This is a genomic window from Myxococcus sp. XM-1-1-1, assembly GCF_020037095.1.
GTDB classification, from domain to species: Bacteria; Myxococcota; Myxococcia; order Myxococcales; family Myxococcaceae; genus Myxococcus; species Myxococcus fulvus.
In genome coordinates this window covers 367,800-389,332 of the sequence record NZ_JAIQDH010000005.1, presented here as the reverse complement: position 1 = coordinate 389,332, position 21,533 = coordinate 367,800, and the positions used below count along the sequence as shown (strand labels likewise).

The 21,533-nt window shown below is 70.0% G+C and carries 21 protein-coding genes; 4 read left to right on the top strand and 17 right to left on the bottom strand.

Annotated elements, in window-relative coordinates; genetic code table 11:
- Positions 1–58: 58 nt before the first annotated feature.
- From K8640_RS13695 to pyk, 3 genes are all read left to right on the top strand, one after another.
- Entirely contained in the window at positions 59–436 is a 378-nt protein-coding gene (locus K8640_RS13695; protein ID WP_194869028.1) for a hypothetical protein, read from the top strand.
- Positions 437–538: 102 nt separating this feature from the next.
- The gene (locus K8640_RS13690) at positions 539–1,324 is read left to right on the top strand and encodes a bifunctional nuclease family protein (RefSeq protein ID WP_223747439.1); all 786 of its coding nucleotides are present in this window, start codon (positions 539–541) and stop codon (positions 1,322–1,324) included.
- A 149-nt stretch (positions 1,325–1,473) separates the two neighbouring features.
- Positions 1,474–2,874: a pyruvate kinase gene (gene pyk / locus K8640_RS13685; protein WP_223747438.1), complete on the top strand. Its 1,401-nt coding sequence runs from the start codon at positions 1,474–1,476 to the stop codon at positions 2,872–2,874.
- A 19-nt stretch (positions 2,875–2,893) separates the two neighbouring features.
- Here the strand turns inward: pyk and K8640_RS13680 are convergent, their stop codons facing one another.
- The 10 genes from K8640_RS13680 to K8640_RS13635 all read right to left on the bottom strand — a co-directional run bounded on the left by K8640_RS13680 (position 2,894) and on the right by K8640_RS13635 (position 13,763).
- Positions 2,894–3,559, bottom strand: coding sequence for a hypothetical protein (locus K8640_RS13680; protein WP_223747437.1), 666 nt, complete (start codon positions 3,557–3,559; stop codon positions 2,894–2,896).
- Positions 3,560–3,574: 15 nt separating this feature from the next.
- A complete protein-coding gene (gene carA / locus K8640_RS13675) occupies positions 3,575–4,699 on the bottom strand; it encodes a glutamine-hydrolyzing carbamoyl-phosphate synthase small subunit (protein WP_223747436.1) in 1,125 nt (374 codons plus the stop codon).
- Positions 4,699–6,003 (bottom strand): dihydroorotase, encoded by a 1,305-nt coding sequence (locus tag K8640_RS13670; protein ID WP_141323313.1) that lies wholly within the window; start codon positions 6,001–6,003, stop codon positions 4,699–4,701. Before K8640_RS13670 ends, carA begins: the two co-directional genes overlap by 1 nt.
- A complete protein-coding gene (locus tag K8640_RS13665; RefSeq protein WP_223747435.1) occupies positions 6,000–6,893 on the bottom strand; it encodes an aspartate carbamoyltransferase catalytic subunit in 894 nt (297 codons plus the stop codon). The genes K8640_RS13670 and K8640_RS13665 overlap by 4 nt, the downstream gene beginning before the upstream one ends.
- An 85-nt stretch (positions 6,894–6,978) precedes the next feature.
- Positions 6,979–8,226, bottom strand: coding sequence for a signal peptidase I (gene lepB / locus K8640_RS13660; RefSeq protein WP_223747434.1), 1,248 nt, complete (start codon positions 8,224–8,226; stop codon positions 6,979–6,981).
- Between the two features lie 74 nt (positions 8,227–8,300).
- Complete coding sequence (gene lepB / locus K8640_RS13655; RefSeq protein ID WP_223747433.1) at positions 8,301–9,557, bottom strand: signal peptidase I; 1,257 nt, start codon at positions 9,555–9,557, stop codon at positions 8,301–8,303.
- 3 nt (positions 9,558–9,560) lie between these two features.
- A complete protein-coding gene (gene lepA / locus K8640_RS13650; protein WP_141323305.1) occupies positions 9,561–11,372 on the bottom strand; it encodes a translation elongation factor 4 in 1,812 nt (603 codons plus the stop codon).
- 213 nt (positions 11,373–11,585) lie between these two features.
- Complete coding sequence (locus K8640_RS13645; RefSeq protein ID WP_223747432.1) at positions 11,586–12,527, bottom strand: NAD-dependent epimerase/dehydratase family protein; 942 nt, start codon at positions 12,525–12,527, stop codon at positions 11,586–11,588.
- 71 nt (positions 12,528–12,598) lie between these two features.
- Entirely contained in the window at positions 12,599–13,555 is a 957-nt protein-coding gene (locus K8640_RS13640; protein WP_223747431.1) for a UDP-glucuronic acid decarboxylase family protein, read from the bottom strand.
- A 28-nt stretch (positions 13,556–13,583) separates the two neighbouring features.
- Positions 13,584–13,763, bottom strand: a complete 180-nt coding sequence (locus K8640_RS13635) for a ribbon-helix-helix domain-containing protein (RefSeq protein WP_046714083.1) — start codon at positions 13,761–13,763, stop codon at positions 13,584–13,586.
- A gap of 94 nt (positions 13,764–13,857) precedes the next feature.
- Here K8640_RS13635 and K8640_RS13630 point away from each other — a divergent pair, with 94 nt between their 5' ends.
- Complete coding sequence (locus K8640_RS13630; RefSeq protein WP_223747430.1) at positions 13,858–14,481, top strand: hypothetical protein; 624 nt, start codon at positions 13,858–13,860, stop codon at positions 14,479–14,481.
- Positions 14,482–14,523: 42 nt separating this feature from the next.
- Here the strand turns inward: K8640_RS13630 and K8640_RS13625 are convergent, their stop codons facing one another.
- From K8640_RS13625 to K8640_RS13595, 7 genes are all read right to left on the bottom strand, one after another.
- The gene (locus tag K8640_RS13625; RefSeq protein WP_046714085.1) at positions 14,524–14,886 is read right to left on the bottom strand and encodes a cupin domain-containing protein; all 363 of its coding nucleotides are present in this window, start codon (positions 14,884–14,886) and stop codon (positions 14,524–14,526) included.
- A 28-nt stretch (positions 14,887–14,914) separates the two neighbouring features.
- Positions 14,915–15,790 carry an SPOR domain-containing protein gene (locus K8640_RS13620; RefSeq protein ID WP_223747429.1) on the bottom strand — a complete coding sequence of 292 codons (876 nt, stop codon included), beginning with the start codon at positions 15,788–15,790 and terminating at the stop codon, positions 14,915–14,917.
- 136 nt (positions 15,791–15,926) lie between these two features.
- Positions 15,927–16,292, bottom strand: coding sequence for an integration host factor subunit beta (locus K8640_RS13615; RefSeq protein WP_223747428.1), 366 nt, complete (start codon positions 16,290–16,292; stop codon positions 15,927–15,929).
- Positions 16,293–16,369: 77 nt separating this feature from the next.
- Positions 16,370–17,137, bottom strand: coding sequence for a hypothetical protein (locus tag K8640_RS13610; protein WP_141323298.1), 768 nt, complete (start codon positions 17,135–17,137; stop codon positions 16,370–16,372).
- 29 nt (positions 17,138–17,166) lie between these two features.
- Complete coding sequence (gene mnmA, locus K8640_RS13605; RefSeq protein ID WP_223747427.1) at positions 17,167–18,213, bottom strand: tRNA 2-thiouridine(34) synthase MnmA; 1,047 nt, start codon at positions 18,211–18,213, stop codon at positions 17,167–17,169.
- 327 nt (positions 18,214–18,540) lie between these two features.
- A complete protein-coding gene (locus K8640_RS13600; RefSeq protein ID WP_223747426.1) occupies positions 18,541–19,812 on the bottom strand; it encodes a CCA tRNA nucleotidyltransferase in 1,272 nt (423 codons plus the stop codon).
- A gap of 93 nt (positions 19,813–19,905) precedes the next feature.
- Entirely contained in the window at positions 19,906–21,432 is a 1,527-nt protein-coding gene (locus K8640_RS13595) for a kelch repeat-containing protein (RefSeq protein WP_223747425.1), read from the bottom strand.
- Positions 21,433–21,533: the final 101 nt, after the last annotated feature.

Sequence of the window (21,533 nt, the reverse complement as noted above, 5' to 3'; positions counted from 1 at the left end):
GGCCCTCACCACCACGCCCCCTTTTCGCGGACGTTGACAGCTGGTTGGAGGGCTTTGTATGCCGCGCCCGACCATGAGCATCGACTTCACCTGCCAGAAGTGCGAGGCAAGCTTCGAGCTTGACGTTCAAGACCTCATCGAGGGGACGGAGAAGATCGTCTGTCCCCACTGCGACGCGAAGGCGCCCGCGAATCTCACGGAGGACTTCGTCGCCGCGCTCTCGGAGATGCGCGCGCAGATCGCCGTGCTCGACAAGAAGTTCGCCGTCTCCATGACGCTGGAGTCGGAGGACGTCGCGGACACCCTCGACGACGAGGATGAAGACGAGGACGAGGACTCCGAGGACGAGGATGACGACCTCGACGAGGATGAGGACGAGGACGTCGACGACGAAGAGGACTACGACGACGAGGACGAGGACGACGAGCGCCGCTGACGTTCGCTCCCTTGCCCTCCGGGCGGCCGGTTCGTGGCGCCCAGGGCAACCGGGCGGAAGCCGTACCCTCCCGACAGGGGTGCGGGTGCGTAGCTTCAGGGTGTGAGAACACCCAACCGCGCCACTTTCTTCTTCGCCCCCCTCTCGGCGCTGTTGCTGGCGCTGGGGGGGACGTTGCTGCTCCCCGCCTTCACGGCGCCCGGTGCTGTCGCCGCCACCCTGCCTGGCGCCACCGAGCAACCCTGCATCACCGAGCACGGGGGCGACCCCAAGGCCTGCTCGGAGCTGGTCGAACTGGAAGTCCAGGACGTCGTGCCGCTGATGGAGGCCCAGACGCACGCGGTGGTCCTCACCACCAAGGACCGCCAGGTGGTGCTGCCCGTCTTCGTGGACGAGGCCTCCGCCGTCTCCATCGCCTTCCGCCTGGCCAAGCGCGAGCCGCCGCAGCCGCTGGCCCAGGACCTCCTGGACAACGTGGTGGACGAGCTGGGCGGCAAGGTGACGGAGGTCCGCATCGACGACCTGCGCGACAACGTCTACTCGGGCCGCGTCTTCCTGGAGCAGGGCGCGAAGAAGATGACGCTGGAGGCCCGGCCCTCGGACTCCATCGCCATGGCGCTCACCAGCCACGCGCGCATCCGCGTCACGCGCAAGGTGCTCACGCTCGCGGGCATCAGCCGCGAGGAGATCGAATCCCTCCAGGAGGGCGGCCCTGGCGTGGGTGGCAGCGGCCCGGGAGGCCTGATGGACGAGCCCGCCCCGCTGCCTCCTCCCGGCATGCCCGCCCCGGGCAGCGCGCCTCCCATCGACATGGACGCGGAGGTGCTGCCGCCGGGCCACCCGCCGCTGGGCGGGCCCAAGGGCACGGGGAAGACCCTCGAGCTGTGACGCGCCCCATTGGACGCGAGAAAGCCCGGCCCCCCCTCCCAGGGAAGCCGGGCTTTCTTGCTGAAGCTCGGTACTTGGACGCGAAGAGTTAGTCCCCCGAGCGCGAAGCTGTCAAGCCACGCACCCGGGCGCCTAGGATGCGCGCACCTATGCGCAAGGCGAAGATCATCTGCACCCTGGGGCCCGCAACGAGCTCGCTGGAGGCCATCGAGGGCCTCATCCGCGCGGGCATGAACGTGGCCCGGCTGAACTTCTCGCACGGCACGCATGACGAGCACCGCCACCGGGTGTCCCTCATCCGCAAGGCGGCCCAGCGGCTGAAGCTGCCGGTGGCCATCCTCCAGGACATCCAGGGGCCGAAGATCCGCCTGGGAAAGTTCGAGGGAGGACAGCTCGTGGTGAAGCCGGGCCAACGCGTCACGGTGACGACCCGGGCCGTGGTGGGCCAGGGCTCCATCATCCCCACCCCCATCAAGTCCCTGGTGAAGGACGTGGCGGCCAGGGACGCCATCCTGCTGGACGACGGCCGGGTGCGCCTGCGGGTGCGCAAGGTGTCCGGCCAGGACGTGCTGTGCGAGGTGGAGGTGGGCGGCCTGCTCAAGGACCACAAGGGGTTGAACCTGCCCGGCTCGCCCATGTCCGTGCCCACGATTACCGCCAAGGACGAGGCGGACCTCGCCTTCGGCCAGGAGGTGGGCGTGGACTACGTGGCGCTGTCCTTCGTGCGCACCGCCGAGGACATCCACCGCGCCCGCAAGCACGTGGCGAAGAACAAGACGCCGCTCATCGCCAAGATTGAGAAGCCCCAGGCCGTGGAGCAGTTGGAGGCCATCGCCCGCGCCGCGGACGGCATCATGGTGGCGCGCGGGGACCTGGGCGTGGAGATGCCGCTGGAGCAGCTGCCCGCCATCCAGAAGCACATGGTGAAGGTGGTCAACCAGATGGGCGGCCTGGTCATCGTCGCCACGGAGATGCTGGAGAGCATGGTGGGCAACCCGCGCCCCACGCGCGCGGAGGTGTCCGACGTGGCCAACGCGATTCTCGACGGCGCGGACGCGGTGATGCTGTCGGGCGAGACGGCCGCGGGGCGCTACCCCACGGAGGCCGCGGCCACCATGGCCCGCATCGTCGAGGAGACGGAGCGCGGCGTGACGCGCCACCAGCACCACTCCCCCTTCGAGCGCTCGGAGGATCTGGGCACGGGCGTGGCGGCGGCGGCGGTGGCGGCGGCCGGTCAGCTCAACATCGGGACGATTGTCGCGTACACGGAGAGCGGCCACACCGCGCGCCTCATCTCCGAGTTCCGCCCCAACGCGCGCATCATCGCGCTGACGCCGAGCGAGACCACCGTCAACCGGATGTCGCTGTACTGGGGCGTGACGGGGCTGCAGGTGCGCCGGGTGCGCTCCACCGACGCGATGCTGGGCCAGGTGCGAAAGCTGTGCCTGCGCGAGGGCATCTGCGAGGAGGGCGCGCCCGTCGTCGTCGTCGCGGGCGTGCCGCTCAACATCCCGGGGAACACCAACCTGATGAGCATCCACCGCGTGTGAGCGCGGTGGACGCGCGTCGTCAGAGCACCTTCTGCTCGAAGTCGTAGATCTTCTCGACGGAGAGCTGGCGGTAGCGGTCCATGTTGAGGGCGCGGCGGGCGCACTCCCAGACGAGCTCGTTGGGGGTGCGCTGCGGCTCCTTCTTCTTGCGGCGTTTGACTTCGGCCTTGATGGACTTCAGCGCCACGCGCGGGTGGTAGCAGAACGCGGCGGAGAACAGCAGGTGCCCGCCGAAGGGGATGAGCCGGGCCTCCAGGATGTCGCCCGTCTCCAGCCCCGCGATGTGGCGGCGCTCCGTCACGTCGAAGTCCTTGCCCGAGTACAGCTCGCGCAGCCGCACCAGGCCCTTGGCCAGCTTGCGGACCTCGAAGAGCCCGTGGACCGTCTCGGTGAAGCTGCGGAAGGCGTTGGCTTCCTCGGGCGGGGTGTTGGCCAGCCGCTGCTCGTAGAACTCCGCGGCCGGTGTCTTGCCAGTGAGCGGCGAGACGCGGTCGTAGAGGTAGAAGTCGAGGAACGACGCCATGCGCAGCTCGAAGAGCTTGTCGTCCTCGAAGACCTCTCCCGTCAGGCGGAAGTACTCCGCCTTGGCCGCGAGGAGGTCCTCCTTCCGGGACTCCGCGCTGCCGAAGGCGATGAGCTGGTCCAGGTACGGCTGGTAGGAGAGCGGTGACAGCGGGGAGTCCATATTGGGTGGTAGATCCTACCCCGCCATCAGCTTCGCGAAGCGGCCGAAGAGATAGCGTGCGTCGTGGGGGCCCGGAGAGGCCTCGGGGTGGTACTGCACGCTGAAGGCCCGCGCGTCCGGGACGGCCAGACCCTCCACCGTGCCATCGTTCAGGTTGATGTGCGTCACCACGGCCTTGCCCTTGAGGCTGGCGTCGTCCACGGCGAACCCGTGGTTCTGCGCGGTGATCTCCACCTTGCCCGTCGTCAAATCCTTCACGGGCTGGTTGCCGCCGCGGTGGCCGAACTTCATCTTGTACGTCCGGCCGCCCAGCGCCAGGGCCATGATCTGATGCCCCAGGCAGATGCCGAACACCGGCACCTTGCCCAGCAGCGCCGCCACCGTGCGGTCCGCGCCCTTCACCGCCGCCGGGTCTCCGGGGCCGTTGGCCAGGAAGACGCCGTGGGGCTTGCGGGCCAGCACCTCGTCCGCCGTGGTGTGGGACGGCACCACCGTCACGCGGCAGCCCACGTCGACCAGGAAGTGCAGCATCGACTTCTTCAGGCCGTAGTCGTACGCGACGACGTCGAAGCGGGGCTCGCCCTGGGGGTGGGCCTCGCCGATGCCCGTGAAGACGTCCGGAGAGGGCGCGGTGAAGGTGTACGGCGTCTTGGTGGACACGCCGGTGGCCAGGTCCAGGCCCTCCATGCCGTGCGCCGTGCGGGCGCGCTCGGCCAGGGCGTTCGGGGACAGGCCCTCGCTGGAGATGACGCCCATCTGCGCGCCGTGGGTGCGCAGGTGGCGGACCAGGCGGCGGGTGTCCAGGCCCTCGATGCCGGCGACGTTGTGGCGCTTCAGGTACGCGTCCAGCGACTCCTTCGAGCGCCAGTTGGAGGGCTGGCTCGCGAGGGCGCGCACCACCATGCCCACCGCGTGCGGCTTGCCCGCCTCCTCGTCCTCCGGCGTCGTGCCGACGTTGCCCATCTCCGGGTAGGACATGGTGACGATCTGCCCGACGTACGAGGGGTCCGTGAGGATCTCCTGGTAGCCGTACATGGACGTGTTGAAGACCACCTCACCCACCGTCTCGCCGACCGCGCCGAAAGCGCGACCCTCGAAGGTGGTGCCATCCGCCAGGGCGAGCACTGCCCGCTTCGTCATCACCGCGACTCCTTCACCTGACCGTCGGCGTACACCTTCCGGCCAGAAACCCAGGTCTGCACCACGCGTCCCTTCTGCTTACGGCCATGGAAGGGGGTATTCCGGCTGCGGGAATAGAACCGGTGGGCATCCACCGTCCACTCCTCCGAGGGGTCCACCACGGTGATGTCCGCCGGAGCCCCGGGGGCCAGGTGGCCGCCCGGCAGGCCGAACGCCTTCGCCGGGCCATGCGAGAGCAGTTCCACCGCCCGCTTCGCGTCCAGCCGCCCCGCGTGCACCAGCTCCATCGTCAGCCCGAGGGCCGTCTCCAGCCCCACGATTCCGTTGATGCCCTTCTCGAACTCCACCTGCTTGTCCAGCACGCCATGGGGCGCGTGGTCCGTGGCGATGGCGTCGATGGTGCCATCGACGATGGCCTCGCGCAGCGCCTCCACGTCCCGGTCCGCGCGCAGGGGCGGCGCCATCTTCGCGTGCGTGTCGTAGTCCCCCACCGCCCGGTCATCCAGGATGAGGTGGTGCGGCGTCACCTCGGCCGTCACGAAGAGGCCCCGGCGCTTGGCCTCGCGGATGAGCCGCACGCTGCCCTCGCAGGACACGTGGGCGATGTGCAGCCGGCCCTTCGTCTCCTCGAGCAGCACCAGGTCGCGCGCCACCATGGCCACCTCGGCGGACGCGGGGATGCCGCGCAGGCCCAGCCGAGTGGACGTGGGCCCCTCGTGCATGGCGCCACCGGCGGACAGCGTGAGGTCCTCCTCGTGCACCATCACCGGCACGCCGAACTGCGTGGCGTACTGGAGCGCGCGGCGCATCAGGGCCGCGTTCATCACCGGCCGGCCGTCGTCGGTGATCGCCACGCAGCCGGAGGAGATGAGCTCGCCCGTCTCCGCCAGCTCCTCGCCCTTGAGGCCCTTGGTGATGGCCCCCGCGGGATACACGTGGCACAGGTTCGCGGCGCGGGCGCGCGACAGCACCAGCTCCGTGACGAGCCCGCTGTCGTTGACCACCTTGGTGTTGGGCATGGCCACCACGGCGGTGAAGCCTCCGGCCACGGCGGCGCGGCAGCCGGTGAGCACCGTCTCCTTGCCCTCCTCGCCTGGCTCGCGCAGGTGCACGTGCAGGTCGATGAAGCCCGGCAGCACCCACTTGCCGTCGGCGTCCACCACCTCGGCCCCGGCGGGCGCGGACAGCGGCGCGTCGGAGACCTGGGCCACCTTGCCGTCCTGCACCAGGACGTCGCGCACGCCGTCCACGCCGTTGCGCGGGTCGATGACGCGGCCTCTGCGGAAAAGCACCGTGGCACTCATGACGTGCAGACCTCGAGGATGGCCCGCCGCACGGCGACGCCGTTGGACACCTGCTCCAGGATGACGCTGCGCGCCCCGTCCGCCACCGAGGGCGCCAGCTCCAGCCCTCGGTTGATGGGGCCCGGGTGCATCACCAGCGCGCCCGCCTTCATCCGCTCCTCGCGCGCGGCGGTGAGGCCGAACAGCCGCGAGTACTCCTTCGTGGAGGGCAGGAACGCCTCGCCCATCCGCTCCAGTTGCAGCCGCAGGCACATCACCGCGTCCGCCTGGGGCAGCGCGGCGTCCAGGTTGTGCGTCACCTCCGCGCCCAGTTCCGCCAGCCCCGGGGGCATCAGCGTGGGCGGACCGCAGAACACCACGCGCGCGCCCAGCGCCTTCAGGCACCAGAGGTTGGAGCGGGCCACGCGGCTGTGGAGGATGTCGCCGACGATGAGCACCGTGCGGCCGTCCAGGCCGCCCCAGCGCTGGCGCAGGGTGAAGGCGTCCAGCAGCGCCTGGGAGGGGTGCTCGTGGGTGCCGTCGCCCGCGTTGATGACGGCGCAGCGCACGTGCCTGGCGACGAGGTGCGGCGCGCCCGAGGAGCGGTGCCGCATGACGATGGCCACGGGGCCCGTCGCCTCGATGTTCCGGGCGGTGTCCAGCAGCGTCTCGCCCTTGGAGGTGGACGAGCCGGAGGGGCTCCAGTTGAGCACGCCCGCTCCCAGGCCGCGGGCGGCCATGTGGAACGAGGTGCGAGTGCGCGTCGAGTCCTCGAAGAAGAGGTTGGCGACGACCTTGCCGCGCAGGGTGTGGGTGGCATCCGGGCCACCGGGCAGGTGCGCACGCGCCCTGTCGAGCACCGCTTCGAGCTCGTCCCGGCGCCAGCCTTCGATTCCAAGGAGGTGTCTCATGGCCGGGGCCGCCGCGTACCCCGGGCCGTGCGGCGCGTCAAGCACCGTCCGAGGGACGGCGGGTCGCTCGCCCCCTGGGTGTGGTTCAGCGCACGGGCTCGAAGAAGCGGTCCACCCGCAGACCGGTGCCGCCGAACAGTCCGTGCAACAGACCGCCGTGGCTCACCGACAGCCACATCACCAGCGCCTTGCCCTTGATGTGGCCATACGGGACGTAGGCCGGCTCGCCGTAGCCCCCGGGCCTGCCGAGCCCGTGGCGGCTGTCCGCGCTGTTGTCCCGGTTGTCCCCCAGGACGAAGACATGGCCCTCGGGGACGACGTAGGGCCCCTCGTGGCGAGGCGTCCGCGTGGGCGTCTGGAGCACCGCGTGCGACACCCCTCCCAGGTCCTCCCGGTAGAGCGCCTCCCGCCGCTCGAACCACGTCCCCTCCGCGAGGTCGTGCACGACGAACTCCGGGTCCTCGAGCTGGCGGGCCTGCGGCTGGCCGTTGATGTGCACCACGCCGTCGAACAGCTCCACCGTGTCCCCCGGCACGGCCACCACGCGCTTGATGTAGTCGGCAGACGTGTCGACCGGGTTGTTGAACACGATGACATCCCCGCGGGCCGGGGGACGCAGGATGACGAACGGCACCACGTTGGCGAACGGCACGCGCACGCCGTAGATGAACTTGTTGATGAGGACGAAGTCGCCGATGTGCAGCGTGGGCAGCATGGAGCCGGACGGAATCCGATAGGGCTCCACGCAGGCGGTGCGGAACACCAGGGCGATGAGCAGGAACTTCGCCACGCCGCCGAAGAGCTCCACGGTGGACTCCTTGCGGAAGGCGCCCAGGTGCCGCTCCGTGAGGGCCGACAGGAGCTTCACCTCGCCGCGCAGCACGTCCGCGTCCCCGCGCACCGAGGCTGACTCCACCTTCAGCGCCTGCTCGGCGAAGAGCTCGCCCGTCCCCACGGCCAATGCCTGCTTCGCCTGCGCCCGGGCCAGGGCCCGCTCGCTCTCGTCGAGCTGCTCGCGCGCGGCGCGACGGGCCTGGAACCAGGTGGGCTGGACGCCACGCCGGACCCAGAGGACGACGTAGTACGCCACCATGAGCAGCCCCAGCCCCTTCATCAGCGGCTGCGCCCAGCTCGCCGCCGAGGGCACGTACGCAATGAGCGTCATGTACGGGAACAGCGCCGCGGCGATGATGAGCACCGGGGCCCACAGGCTGGTGAGCCGCTCTCGCCACCGGAGCCGCTGGTAGGCCTGCCGTTGCGCGACGGTGCGCCGGGTCGCCATCAGGGAGGGCAACGACACCACGGACACGGCGAAGGGACGCGAGGAGCTCATGGTCGACCGCTCCCCTCTACGAACCACGAGGGGAACGATTGCCAGGAGCTCCCGTCAACCCGGGACGGGCGACGTCACCGCACGGGCTCGAAGAAGCGGTCCAACCGCAGACCGGTGCCGCCGAACAGCCCGTGGAACAGGCCGTGGTAGCCCAGGGACAGCCACACCACCATGGCCTTGCCCTTGATGTGGCCGTACGGCACGAACTCCGTGCGGCCGTAGCCGGTGACGCCCAGGCCGTGGCGGCTGTCGGAGCTGTTGTCGCGGTTGTCGCCCATCACGAAGACGTGGCCCTCGGGGACGACGTAGGGGCCCTCGTGGCGGGGCATGCGCGTGGGCGTCTGGAGCACGCTGTGCGGCACGCCGCTCAGGCTCTCCTGGTAGAGCGCCTCCTGCTGGTCGTACCACTGGCCGCTGTCGGTGATGTTGTGGACGATGTACTCGCCGTCCACCAGCTGGCGCGCCTGCGGCTGACCGTTGATGTGGACCACGCCGTCGTACATCTCCACCGTGTCGCCCGGCACGCCCACCACACGCTTGATGTAGTCGGTGGCCTCGTTGACGGGGTTGTTGAACACGATGACGTCGCCGCGCGCGGGGGGCCGGACGATGACGAACGGCACCACGTTGGCGAACGGCACACGCACGCCGTAGATGAACTTGTTGATGAAGACCTGGTCGCCGATCTGCAGCGTGGGCAGCATGGAGCCGGACGGAATCCGGTAGGGCTCCACGATGAAGGTGCGGAACACCAGCGCCACCAGCAGCATCTTCACGAAGCCGCCCACGAAGTCCGCCGCCGACTCCTTGCGGAACGCCCCCAGGTGCTGCGTGGTCAGCGCCTCCAGCGCCTTCACCTCGCGCACCAGCGCGTCCGAGTCACCCGCCGCCGACGCGCCCTCCACCTTCAGCGCCTGCTCGGCGATCTGCTCCGCCACCGCCGGGGAGACCTTCTCCCGCACGCCCGGCTTCTGGAGGATGCGCTCGTTCTCCGAGATGAGCTCGTGCGCCTCGTGCCGCAGGCGCCGCAGCTGCTTCTCCTTGGGCGACACGTTGCGCCACACGAGCAGCGCCGCGAAGTACGCCACCATCAACAGCCCCAGCCCCTTCATCGCCGGCTGCGCCCACGAGGCCGCCGTGGGCACGTACTCGATGAGCACCGTGTACGGGAACAGGACGATGGCGATGATGCACAGCGGGGCCCACAGGCTGGTGAGCATCTCCCGCCACACCAGCGTGCGCCGGGCGCGCACCTGTTCAGGGGTGCGCCGGGCCGCCATCACGGACGCCAGCTTCGCGGGAGGGGTGGCCGAAGGACTGGCGGCGTTCATGGGCTACTGCTCCGTCTTCAGGACCGCGAGGAAGGCCTCCTGCGGAATCTCCACCGTGCCCACCTGCTTCATGCGCTTCTTGCCCTCCTTCTGCTTCTCGAGGAGCTTGCGCTTGCGGCTGATGTCGCCGCCGTAGCACTTGGCGAGCACGTTCTTGCGCATGGCGGAGATGGTCTCGCGCGAGATGATCTTCGCGCCGATGGCCGCCTGGATGGCCACCTCGTACATCTGCTTCGGGATGACCTCCTTGAGCTTCTGGCACACCTCGCGGCCGCGCAGGTACGCGCGCTCGCGGTGCACGATGACGCTCAGCGCGTCCACCGGGTCCCCGTTGATGAGGATGTCCAGGCGCGCCAGGTCCGCCTCCTCGTAGCCCGTCAGCTCGTAGTCCAGGCTCGCGTAGCCGCGCGACACGCTCTTGAGCTTGTCGAAGAAGTCGAAGACCACCTCGGCCATCGGCATCTCGTACGTCACCTGCACGCGCTGACCGCTGCTGCCCAGGTACTTCATGTCCTTCTGCACGCCGCGGCGCTCCTGGCACAGCTTCAGGATAGCGCCCAGGTGATCATTCGGGACGTGGATGTGACAGGTGAGGATGGGCTCCTCGAACTTCTCGATGCTCTGCACCGGCGGCAGCTTCGCGGGGTTGTCCACGAGCAGGACGTCCCCCTTGCTGGTGGTGATGCGGTACACCACGCTGGGCGCCGTGGTGATGAGGTCCAGGTTGTACTCGCGCTCCAGGCGCTCCTGGACGATCTCCATGTGCAACAGGCCCAGGTAGCCGCAGCGGAAGCCGAAGCCGAGCGCCGTGGAGGACTCGGGCTCGTACGTGAAGGCGGAGTCGTTGAGCTTCAGCTTCGCCAGCGCGTCGCGCAGGTTCTCGTACTGGTCCGAGTCCACCGGGAAGATGCCGGAGAACACCATCGGCTTGACTTCCTGGAAGCCGGGGAACGGCGCGTCCGTGGGACGGGCCTCCTCCGTGACGGTGTCACCGACCTTGGCGTCCTGGAGCTCCTTGATGTTGGCCACCAGCACGCCCACCTCGCCGGCCATCAGCTGCTGCACCGGACGGGAGAACGGGCTGAAGACCCCCAGCTCCTGGACCTCGAAGACCTTGTTGTTGCTCCACAGCTTGATCTTCTGCTTGAGCTTCAGCGTGCCCTCGAGCACGCGCACCAGCGTCACCACGCCCCGGTAGTTGTCGTACCAGGAGTCGAACACGAGCGCCTTGAGGGGCGCGTCCGGCATGCCCGTCGGCGGGGGCACGCGGGCCACCACGGACTCGAGGATCTCGTGGATGCCGATGCCCTCCTTCGCGGACGCGGGCACGGCCACCGACGCGTCGATGCCGATGACGTCTTCAATCTCGGCGCGCGTGCGGTCCACGTCGGCGCTGGGCAGATCGATCTTGTTGATGACCGGGATGATCTCCAGGTCGTGATCCAACGCCATGTAGACGTTGGCGAGCGTCTGCGCCTCCACGCCCTGCGACGCGTCCACCACCAGCAGCGCGCCCTCGCACGCGGCCAGGCTGCGGCTCACCTCGTAGGCGAAGTCGACGTGCCCCGGCGTGTCGATGAGGTTCAGGACGTACTGCTTGCCGTCCTTCGCCGTGTAGTTCATCCGCACGGACTGGGCCTTGATGGTGATGCCCCGTTCGCGCTCGATGTCCATGTTGTCGAGGAACTGGGCCTGCGCCTCGCGCTTGCTCAGCGTCCCCGTCTTGTCGAGGAGGCGGTCGGCCAGCGTCGACTTCCCATGGTCGATATGGGCGATGATGCAGAAGTTGCGGATGTGCGCGTTTTCAGCCGGCATGTTCGGGGCGCTCGTCGAAAGAAGCGGGCGTGAGTAACATCGAACCGCGCGAAAATCTACGCGCGAACGACTGCCCGACGAGCAACCCGTCAGGGGCGCTCGATTGTTCCCCAAGCATCATGCCGCCCGAGGCACGCCCCAGGCCATGACAGGACCCCGGGAGGCACCCCGAGGGCCCCTCCCGGACTCCCCTGCCCTGCGACCCGGCGGGCTTCAGCCGTGGGCGCGGCCGGGCTCGGCCTTCTCGCGGAAGAACGCCACCGTGCGGCGGGCGCCCTCGCGCAGGTCCACCGTGGGCTCCCAGCCCAGGACCTTCTTCGCGAGCGAGTTGTCGATGCACGAGCGCAGCTGCTCACCCGGCTTGCCCGGGGCGTGGGCCGCGGGCGCGGACGAGCCGGCCGCCTCGGCCAGCAGACCATAGAGGCGGTTGATGTCCGTCTCCACGCCGGTGCCGATGTTGATGGCGCCCACGTAGTCCTTCTCGAAGGCCAGCCGGTTGGCGCGGGCCACGTCGGGACCGAAGACGAAGTCACGCGTCTGCTTGCCCTCGCCGAAGATGGTGCAGCCCTGCCCGGACAAGAGGCGCTGGCAGAAGATGGCCACCACGCCCGCCTCGCCGTGCGGATTCTGGCGCGGGCCGTAGACGTTCGCGTACCGGAGGGCGACGTACGGCAGGCCGTACTGGGCCTTGTAGTAGCCCAGGTACAGCTCGCCGGCCGCCTTGGAGACGCCGTACGGCGACACCGGCCGCGTGGCGTGGGACTCCGGCGCGGGGAACACGTCCTGCTCTCCGTAGATGGCGCCGCCCGTGGAGCTGAAGATGACCTTCTTGACGCCGGAGACGCGCGCGGCCTCCAGGAGGTTGAGCATGCCGCGGATGTTCACGTCCGCGTCGAAGCCCGGGTCGTCCACGCTGCGCCGCACGTCCATCTGCGCGGCCAGGTGGCAGAGGACGTCCGGCTTCTCCGCCTTGATGAGCTCCGAGGCCTCCCGGCTGCGGATGTCATGCACCGCCAGCCGGACGCGAGGGTCCAGGTTCTCCTTCCGGCCGCCGGACAGGTCATCCAGGGCGATGACCTCATGCCCACCCCGGAGGAACTCGTCACACACGTGCGAGCCAATGAAGCCCGCGCCACCCGTCACCAGGACTTTCACGCTATCGCTCTCCCCGCCATCCGGCCGTGGCCGGACCCGTCTTCACATCCAGGATCACTCGCGGCGGCAACCTATGCCGGGGAGCGTCGCACGGCAACCTCGCGGAAGTACGCGATGGTCTCTCGCAAACCCTCTTCCAGCGGCACCTTGGGCTCCCAGCCCAGGAGCGTGCGGGCCCGGGTGATGTCTGGCTGACGCTGCTTGGGGTCGTCCTTGGGCAAGGGCTTCTCGATGATCTTCCCGCCCCCGCCCGCCGCCGTGCGCACGGCCTCCGCGAACTGGCGGATGGTCATCTCCCGGGGGTTGCCGATGTTGACCGGGTTGGGCTCGTCCGACAGCGCCAGCCGCACCAGGCCGTCCACCAGGTCCTTCACGTAACAGAACGAGCGCGTCTGGCTGCCGTCACCGAACACCGTGAAGTCCTCGCCCTGCAGCGCCTGGCCCACGAAGGCCGGCACCACGCGGCCGTCGTTGAGGCGCATGCGCGGGCCGTAGGTGTTGAAGATGCGCACGATGCGCACCTGCACGCCCTTGCGCCCGTAGGCCGCGGTGATCGCCTCCGAGTAGCGCTTGGCCTCGTCGTACACCGAGCGCGGACCGATGGGATTGACGTTGCCCCAGTAGTCCTCGCGCTGCGGGTGCACCAACGGGTCTCCATACACCTCGGAGGTGGAGGCCATCAGGAAGACGGCGTGGTGCTTCTCCGCCAGCTTCAGCCCGTTCTCCGTGCCGATGGAGCCCACGCGCAAGGTCTCCAGCGGGAGGTTCGCGTAGTCGATGGGCGAGGCGGGCGAGGCCAGGTTCAACACGTAGTCGAGCGGCCCCTCCACGGGGATGCCCTCGGTGATGTCCGCCTTCACGTACGAGAAGCCCGGGCGCCCCTTCAGCGTGCGCAGGTTCTCCTCATTGCCCGTGATCAGGTTGTCCACCGCCGTCACCCGGGCCGCGCCGTCATCCAGCAAGCGCTCACACAGGTGCGAGCCAACGAAGCCCGCGCCGCCCAGGACCACCACTCGCTTCCCCTGCATGCTCTTCACGTGCCGCCTCTTTCTTCTCTCAAATCTCGTCGAAGGTCGCCTGCCCCGGCAGCTGCGCCTTGTACTTCTCCAGGACCAGGTCGATGCCCTGGCGGATGTACTCGGCCACGGGCACCTTGGTCTTCTGGTTCAGCGCCTTGAGGAGCTCGTTCTGCTCCGGGGTAATGTAGATGGTGGTGCTGACTTTCTTTCGGGCCATGGCGATATGTGAAAATATATGGAATGACGTGGCGCGCGGAAGCATCTCGTGCACATGTCCTGGCCCAGACGCCCCATCGTCGCGGGAGCCCCGGATGACAGTCGGCAAGCGCTGGATTTTCCTCGGATTCGTCACCACGGGCCTGCTCGCGGGCTGTGCCGGGAACAAGGCCTCCGGGCCCAAGCAGGGCGCCTCGGGTCAATCCTCACCCACCACCACCGGCGAGTCCGTGCAGCCCGAGCGCGCGCGCGGCGAGCACGTCACGGCGCAGGACGTGAATGGCGACGGCAAGCCCGACGTGTGGACGTACACGGTGGACGTGGAGGGCTCGGACACGCTGCGCAAGGTGCGCCAGGAGCTGGACCTGAACTGGGACGGGCGCGTGGACCTGACGCGCTTCTTCGACGAGTCCGGCGCGCTGATGCGCGAGGTGATGGACCTGGACTACGACGGCAAGGTGGACGCCACCTACTTCTACGAGAAGGGGGCCAACACGCGCCGCGAGCGGGACTTCGACGGGGACGGCAAGCCCGACAGCGTCACGTACTACGAGCGCGGCGTGCTGGTGCGCAAGGAGCGCGACACCAACGGCGACGGCCGCGTGGACTATTGGGAGTACTGGGAGAAGGGCCAGGTGGACCGCATCGGCGAGGACCTGGACGGCGACGGCACCGTCGACAAGTGGACCCGCAATCCCAACAACGCGGCCAGCGACTGAAGGCGCCGGGCCGCGTCCACCTTCCGGGTGCGGCGAGGACGGCTACGGCTTGCTGGTGCCGGTGCGACCGTAGGAGTCCTCCAGCCGGACGACGTCATCCAGCTCGGGGGTGCTCACCTCGAGGATGTCGCAGTCGGTGAGGGCCACCATGCGGTGCTTGGTGAGCGGCTTGATGTGGTAGCTCTCGCCGGGGTTCATCTCCTTCTCGATGAGCCCCTGTCCCTCGTCGACGACGAAGAGCAGCTTGCCGCTCTGGACGTGGATCGTCTCGTCCTTCTGGTTGTGGTACTGCAGGCTGAGCTTGTGGCCCTGCTTCACGTGCAGCAGCTTGCCCACATAGCGCTCGGTGTGGGCCCAGATGAGCTCGTGGCCCCAGGGCTTCTCCACCCGCCTCGTCGTCGTCATGGTGCTTCCTGTCTTCCTCGGCCGCTCTTCAGTTCGTGCCGGCCACGAACGCGTCGAGCTGCGTCTCTCGCTTGAAGTCTGACAGATACCGGGTGGCAGCGTCCTTCGAGGCGAAGGTGCCCATGCGCACGCGGTACCAGGTGCCCTTGCCGGCCACCTCCGCGGTGACGATATACGGGGCATAGCCGCGGTCGCGCAACCGACCCATGAAACGCTCGGCCTCCTGCTTGTCCTGGAACGCCGAGAGCTGGAGCGTGAACGCCCCACCCTTCACCGCGGGGTCCGGCAACTGCGCGGCCCGGGCGATGGCCTCCTTCAGTCCGCCACCCTCCTTCTGCGTCGTGCGCGTGGGGACGGCCGCCACCTCCACCTTGCCGGACACCACCGCGGGCTTCACCGCGAGGGCCGCGGGCTTCTCGGCCGGCTTCTCGGCGGCGGGCTTCTCCACGGGCTTGGGTGCCTCGACGACGGCCTTGGGCTCCTCGGCCGGCTCCTCCGGGGGCAGCTCACCGGTGTCCGGGTCCGGCGTCGGGGCGAGCGCGGCGGTCTTCACCGGCTCGGCGGGCTTCGCCACGGGCTTCTCGGCGACGACGGGCGCCTTGGGGGCGGGCTTGGGCGCGACAGGCGCGATGGGCTCCGCGCTGGCCTTGCGCGTCAGCTCGTCCTGGAACGTCAGCTGCGGCTCCTTGCGCACGGCCTGCAGCGCCTGGGCGTTGGCGTCCAGGGCGGAGAGCAGGTCGGGGGCGCTGGCCGTCTGGGCATCGCCCGCGAGCTTCTTGCCCACGACGACGCCCAGCACGAAGACGGCGCCGAGCACCACGATGCCGGCGATCAACAGGCTGACAATCTGCCGGTTGTCCAGAGAGACATCGAACTTCTCTTTCATCCGGTGGGCATCACGCATGACTCAGGAATCCTCGCGCGCGGACAGAGCGGGCCACACGAGTCCGTGTTGCGGCCTGTAGCGTCGGCGTCGAGGGAAGGTACGCCCCACCTCCCACACGGTCAAATTCACGGAAAGCCGCGCGCCCGCGCCCCCGCTAAGGGGCGAGCGACGTCGACGCGAGCGGCTGCGTGGCGAGCACCCCCGGCGGCAGCACGGAGCCCACGGGCTCCTGTCGGGGCGCTGGCGCGTTGAGGCGCGCGCGCAGCTCCTTGCCCGCGGCGAACGAGAGCGTGCGGCGCTCGGGCACGGCGACGCTCTTGCCCGTCTTCGGGTTGCGGCCGGTGCGCGCGCGCCGGGTGCGCAGCGAGAAGACGCCGAAGCCGCGCAGCTCGATGCGCCGGCCGGCCACGAGGGCCTCCGCCATGCAGTCGAAGACGGCGTGGACGATGGACTCCAACTCACGTCGCGGCACGTGGGGCGCACGCTCCGCGATGCGTTCGATGAGCTCACTCCTCGTCATGGCACACCCCGGCCGAGAGGGACGAGGGACTCTACAGAAGCCGGCCCCGCGAGGACAAACCGTCCCCGGGTCCAGGCTCAACGCAGGCGCACGTCGGCGGGCCCTTCCACCTCCACCTCGACGCCGCCCGCGCCCTTGAGGGTGACCTCCGCGCCGTCCGGCACCAGCAGGCGCACGGTGCGGCCCAGCGGCACCTCGCGCCCCTCCAGCAGCACCGCGGTGGCCAGGTCATCCGTCTCCGCCACGGCGAAGCCGTCCTCCACCACCGCCACCAGCCCGCCCTCGCCCAGGTCTCCGGCGTGGATGAAGGGGACCTTGGGGCGGAACGGCGGCGCGGGCAGCGGCTGGTGGGGCCCCTCGTGCTTCGTGTCGGAGCCGAGCCGGCTCAGGCCGTTGGGCGTGAAGAAGGCGACGAAGTACTGGGTGGACGTGTACGCGTCCTCGTGCGCGCTCTTGGGCGTCACCTGCACGTTGGTGTAGCGGGCGGCGACGATGCGCAGCGCGCGGGGCGCCTCCTGCACGCCGCCGTCCGCCCAGCGGTACGACGGGAGGTTGGAGCCGTGCAGCTTCGCCTCGTCCGCGTCGCCCACCTCCAGCGTGTCACCCTTCTCCAGGAAGCGCAGGCCGCCGCCGAAGTACTCGAGCACCGCGGGCCCGGTGGCGGTGAGCTTCACGTCGCCCAGGAGCTGCGCGCCCACGGCGATGGTGTACTCGGCCTTGCCTTCCTTGCGCACCACGGGGGCGCCGGCCGCGAGCAGTCCGGCGATGGGCTTGTCCGAGCGCTCCTTGCAGCCGGCGACGAGACTGGCCGCGACCAGCAGGCATCCCACGAGGCGCTGCGCCATGTCCCGTACTCCTCCCGGTTGACTCGAGCTCAGACGATCCACCCACCACCCAGGACCCGGTCCTGAGCGTAGACCACGGCGGCCTGTCCCGGCGTGACGGCGCGCGCCGGCGCCTCCAGCTTCACCGAAACGAGCCCGTGGGGGGAGATCTCCACGCGCCCGGCGGCGCCGGCGTGGCGGTGGCGGATGCGGACCTCCACGGGCGTCTCGGGAGACGGGGGCGCGTCCACCCAGTGGGGCTGGAGCAGCCCGAAGCGATCCCGCCCCGTGTCCTCGGCGTTGCCCACGACGACGCGGTGGGTGTCCGGCTCCAGGCGCTGGACGTAGCGCACCTGGCCGCCGCCCAGGTTGAGGCCCTTGCGCTGGCCCACCGTGTAGCGATGGATGCCGTGGTGCTTGCCGAGCACCTGCCCTTCCGCGTCGACGATGTCGCCCTCGGGCTGGGGGCCGGCGACCTTCTCCACGAAGCCCGCGTAGTCGCCGTCCGGCACGAAGCAGATCTCCATGCTCTCCGGCTTGTGGCTGGTGGGCAGCGCGTGGCGCTCGGCGACGGCGCGCACCTGGGCCTTGGTCATGTCGCCCACGGGGAAGACGATGTCGCGCAGCTCGTCCTGGCCCAGCGTGAAGAGGAAGTAGCTCTGGTCCTTGGCCAGGTCCGCGGCGCGGCGCAGGACGTAGCGGCCGTCCTGCTCCTCGACGCGCGCGTAGTGGCCCGTGGCCAACCTGGCGCCGAGCGCCCGGGCCCGCTTGAGCAGGAAGTTGAACTTCACGTCGCGGTTGCAGGCCACGCACGGGATGGGCGTGCGTCCGCCCAGGTACGACTGGACGAAGGGGTTGACGACGCGGTCCTGGAAGATCTCCTCCGCGTTGGCGACGTAGTACGGGATGCCCAGCGCCTGGGCGACGGCGCGCGCGTCATCGATGTCGTCGGGACTGCAGCAACTGCCGCACTTCGCCTTGCCCTCGTAGGACCAGACGCGCAGGGTGATGCCGATGACCTCGTGGCCCTGCTCCTTGAGCAGGGCGGCAGCGGCCGAGGAATCCACCCCGCCGCTCATCGCAACGACGACTCGCATGGTGTCCCTTCCTACACGCCCCGGCCTCCGGGCGCACGCGGCAGGACGCTGGATGCCCCCGGAACCCGACCGGGAGCCCCCCTTGGACAGGGCAGCCCCGGCCGACACGAGAGCAGGCGCGCCCTCGTGCGCCCCGGTGGGCCCACGCCCGACAGGGGAAGCGAGCCGCCCCTGGCGGCTCTGGCAAGCCGCGTGTCAGCTCGGACGCCGGGCCGCCAACCTCGGGGCCCCTCTGACAAGCCATGCGCCGCCGCGCGAGGGGCTCACCTCGGGCCTTCGACCGAGCCAGGTGGCAGCCCGCGCACCGCCGCGCGAGCAGTCCCCGCCTCAAGCCTTCGGGCGGGCCGCGTGCCAGTCCTTGAGCCGCTGCGCCAGGGCCTCGCGGGTGTTCAGCGCGGGGTCATCCAGCACGGAGTCCATGAGGAAGCGGGTGGCCTCTCCGACGATGGGCGACGGGCCGACCCCGAGCGTGGACATGATGTCGCCGCCGGTGAGCGCCAGGTCCTTGGCCACCAGGGGCGGCTTCGCGGCGGCGAGCGCCTCCAGCCGGGCGCACAGCCGCTCCAGCTCCGCCGAACGCTCGGGCGCCCGAGCCTGGACGCGGGCCCGGGCCACGGTGATCAGCGCGGGCAGCTGCGCGAGCCCCACCCGGGCCAGGAGCCGGCGCAGCGCGGGGTCCGGGTCCGCGAAGCGCTCCTCGAGCTTCGCGGTCTCCACGAGCAGCGCCACCAGGTCCGCGACCTTGTTGGGGAACTTCAGGCGCAGGCCGATGTCCCGGGCCTGGCTCCGGTCCACCAGGTCCGCGAGGAGCGCGGCCATCCGGACCTCCACCTCCGCCGGCGCGGCCTGCACGGCGGCGCGCGCGAGCCGGGCCTCTTCGGGCGCGGCGCGGGCCACCTCGGGGAGGAACACGTCCAACAGCCCCGTCTCCACCAGCAACACGAGCCCGCCCTCGGCGCGCGGGGACAGCAGCAGCTTGACCAGCTCCTCGCGCACGCGCTCCAGCGCGACCTTGCGGAAGACGCCGAGCGTGGCGGGGATGGCGTCGCGCGTGGCCGAGTCCAGCGAGAAGCCGAGCACCGCGGCGAAGCGGACCGCGCGCATGGGGCGCAGGCCATCCTCGGAGAAGCGCTCGAACGCGGAGCCCACGCACTTGATGAGCTGGGCCCGCAGGTCCGTCTGGCCGCCGAACGGGTCCACCAGGTCGCGGTCCAACGGGTTGTAGGCCATCGCGTTGATGGTGAAGTCGCGGCGGGACAGGTCCTTGACGATGTCGCGCTCGAAGGCGACGGAGCTGGGCCGGCGCCCGTCCAGGTAGTCCCCCTCCGAGCGGAACGTCGTCACCTCCACATGCGTGCCGCCCTGGACGACGGTGACGGTGCCGTGCTGGATGCCGGTGGGGATGACCTTGCGGAAGGCGCGCTGGACCTCCTCCGGCAGCGCGCTGGTGGCCACGTCGAAGTCCTTCGGGGGGACCTGGCGCACCATGTCCCGCACGCAGCCGCCCACCAGGTACACGGCGTGGTTGAGCTCCCGCAGCCGCGCGATGACGTCGAGCACGGGGCGGGGAATGTCGGCGTTATGGAGATTGGCGAGCATGCGTCCCAGGTCGGCGGGCGTCGTGCCCGCCTGACACCTGGGTTGTACTTGCGCCCCCCGCTCTGGATCCAGGCCCAGGATGCGCCGTCGTGTTCAGGACTCCGGCGCGCAGGACAGTCCGACGGACTCGTGGGGCTGCGCGGAGGTGGCGCAGGCGATGATGAAACACTCGTTCTTGGAGCGGCACACCCCGTCACAGCACAGCTGCTGCCCCGTCGGGCACGCGCCGCCGTCCGGGCACGGGCCGCAGTTCACCGACGTCCCACAGTTGTTGGCGACGCAGCCGCAGCGGTTCTGGCAGGTGGTGAGGAGGGGGTCCGGCACACAGCTCGACTCGCAGTAGTTCAGCGGGTTGCACTCGTAGCCGACCCCGCAGGAGCCACACTCCAGCTTGCCGCCGCAGCCATCCGAGGGGCTGCCGCACTGCCAGTTGTTCGCCAGGCACGACGTCTTCGGCACACAGCCCGTCGAGTACAGCTCGCTGGGCTGGCGGGACCACACGCCATTCGAGTCGACGTTCCACCCGCCGTTGAGCAGCACCTGGTCCGGCGCGTTTCCAACGAGCGACATGCCGAAGTCCCGCCGCGCCAGCGCGAGCGCCGTCAACGCGGTCCAGCCGCCCGTGCCGATGTCGTAGCGCGAGACCCACTGCGCCGGCGCGCCCGTCGTCGGGTGATATCCGCCGACCACCAGCACCGAGCCGTTGCTCAGCTCCACCGCGCCGTGTCCGACGCGAGGGAACGGCGCCCAGATGGCGGTCGTCCAGGTGTTCGCGACGGGGTCGTAGCGGGAGGCCATCTGGCTGGGCACATCGCTCTGCCACTGCGGCCCCACGACGAGCACCTCGCCATTGACCGTGGTCGTCAGCAACGTCGCCGAGTGTCCCGCCGCGAGCACCGCGCCGCTGTTCGCCGTGGCGATCCACGTGTTGGTGCTCGGCCGATAGCGCTCGTGCTGGTTGCGGTTTCCCAGGAGCAGCACGTCGCCATTGCGCAGCAGCGTCGCGGTGTGGCCGGAGTACCCGCCCCTCGAAGGCGAGGCGGCGAGGGTCCACGTGCCGGTGGCGGGGTCATACAGCTCCGCGGAGCCAAGGCCCTGCGTGGTGGCGGTGCCGTCGCCGCCCACCACCAGCACCTTGCCGTTCTGGAGCAGCGTCTGGGTGTGTCGGGCCCGCGCCGCGATGAGCGAGCCGGTGGCGGTCCACGTCCCCGTGGCCGGGTCATACAGCTCCGCGTCGCGGCCATTTCCCAGGGGGGTGATGCCTCCGGACACGAGCACGCGCCCGTCCTGGAGCCGGGTGGCGGCATGCTCGTACCGCGCCACCACCATGTCCCCGGTGGTGCTCCACGGCGTCGAGGCGCCCGGCGTGTAGAGCTCGGTGGCGCGGAAGTCGGCGGGAGCGCCCTGCGCGGTGCCTCCGGCGACGAGCACCCGCCCATCCGCGAGCGTCGTCTGCGTGAAGCCCGTCCGGTTGTACGTGGGCGAGGCCGTCAGGACCCGCGTCTGCTGGGACACCAGCGCGGCGGGCTCGGCGCTCTTCGGCGCGGGCGAGCCGCATGCCATCACGAAGAACACTCCCAGGAGCGCGGCGCCCCTCTTCATCCCAGCCTGCTGGCTCACGACGCCTCCGGAGAACAGTCCGTGACGTATACGGAGCGGGCCCGGAAGTCCGGCAGTTGCCTCCTCGCATTCCCCTACCCGGCCCCTTGTGGGAGCCGGGC

What these genes read in the sequence shown, in the direction of transcription:
- K8640_RS13695 (WP_194869028.1), top strand. Translation starts at nt 59, where the DNA reads ATGCCGCGCCCGACCATGAGCATCGACTTCACCTGCCAGAAGTGCGAG.
- pyk (WP_223747438.1), top strand. Translation starts at nt 1,474, where the DNA reads ATGCGCAAGGCGAAGATCATCTGCACCCTGGGGCCCGCAACGAGCTCG.
- K8640_RS13680 (WP_223747437.1), bottom strand. Translation starts at nt 3,559, where the DNA reads ATGGACTCCCCGCTGTCACCGCTCTCCTACCAGCCGTACCTGGACCAG.
- carA (WP_223747436.1), bottom strand. Translation starts at nt 4,699, where the DNA reads ATGACGAAGCGGGCAGTGCTCGCCCTGGCGGATGGCACCACCTTCGAG.
- K8640_RS13670 (WP_141323313.1), bottom strand. Translation starts at nt 6,003, where the DNA reads ATGAGTGCCACGGTGCTTTTCCGCAGAGGCCGCGTCATCGACCCGCGC.
- K8640_RS13665 (WP_223747435.1), bottom strand. Translation starts at nt 6,893, where the DNA reads ATGAGACACCTCCTTGGAATCGAAGGCTGGCGCCGGGACGAGCTCGAA.
- lepB (WP_223747434.1), bottom strand. Translation starts at nt 8,226, where the DNA reads ATGAGCTCCTCGCGTCCCTTCGCCGTGTCCGTGGTGTCGTTGCCCTCC.
- lepB (WP_223747433.1), bottom strand. Translation starts at nt 9,557, where the DNA reads ATGAACGCCGCCAGTCCTTCGGCCACCCCTCCCGCGAAGCTGGCGTCC.
- lepA (WP_141323305.1), bottom strand. Translation starts at nt 11,372, where the DNA reads ATGCCGGCTGAAAACGCGCACATCCGCAACTTCTGCATCATCGCCCAT.
- K8640_RS13640 (WP_223747431.1), bottom strand. Translation starts at nt 13,555, where the DNA reads ATGCAGGGGAAGCGAGTGGTGGTCCTGGGCGGCGCGGGCTTCGTTGGC.
- K8640_RS13635 (WP_046714083.1), bottom strand. Translation starts at nt 13,763, where the DNA reads ATGGCCCGAAAGAAAGTCAGCACCACCATCTACATTACCCCGGAGCAG.
- K8640_RS13630 (WP_223747430.1), top strand. Translation starts at nt 13,858, where the DNA reads ATGACAGTCGGCAAGCGCTGGATTTTCCTCGGATTCGTCACCACGGGC.
- K8640_RS13625 (WP_046714085.1), bottom strand. Translation starts at nt 14,886, where the DNA reads ATGACGACGACGAGGCGGGTGGAGAAGCCCTGGGGCCACGAGCTCATC.
- K8640_RS13620 (WP_223747429.1), bottom strand. Translation starts at nt 15,790, where the DNA reads ATGCGTGATGCCCACCGGATGAAAGAGAAGTTCGATGTCTCTCTGGAC.
- K8640_RS13615 (WP_223747428.1), bottom strand. Translation starts at nt 16,292, where the DNA reads ATGACGAGGAGTGAGCTCATCGAACGCATCGCGGAGCGTGCGCCCCAC.
- K8640_RS13610 (WP_141323298.1), bottom strand. Translation starts at nt 17,137, where the DNA reads ATGGCGCAGCGCCTCGTGGGATGCCTGCTGGTCGCGGCCAGTCTCGTC.
- mnmA (WP_223747427.1), bottom strand. Translation starts at nt 18,213, where the DNA reads ATGCGAGTCGTCGTTGCGATGAGCGGCGGGGTGGATTCCTCGGCCGCT.
- K8640_RS13600 (WP_223747426.1), bottom strand. Translation starts at nt 19,812, where the DNA reads ATGCTCGCCAATCTCCATAACGCCGACATTCCCCGCCCCGTGCTCGAC.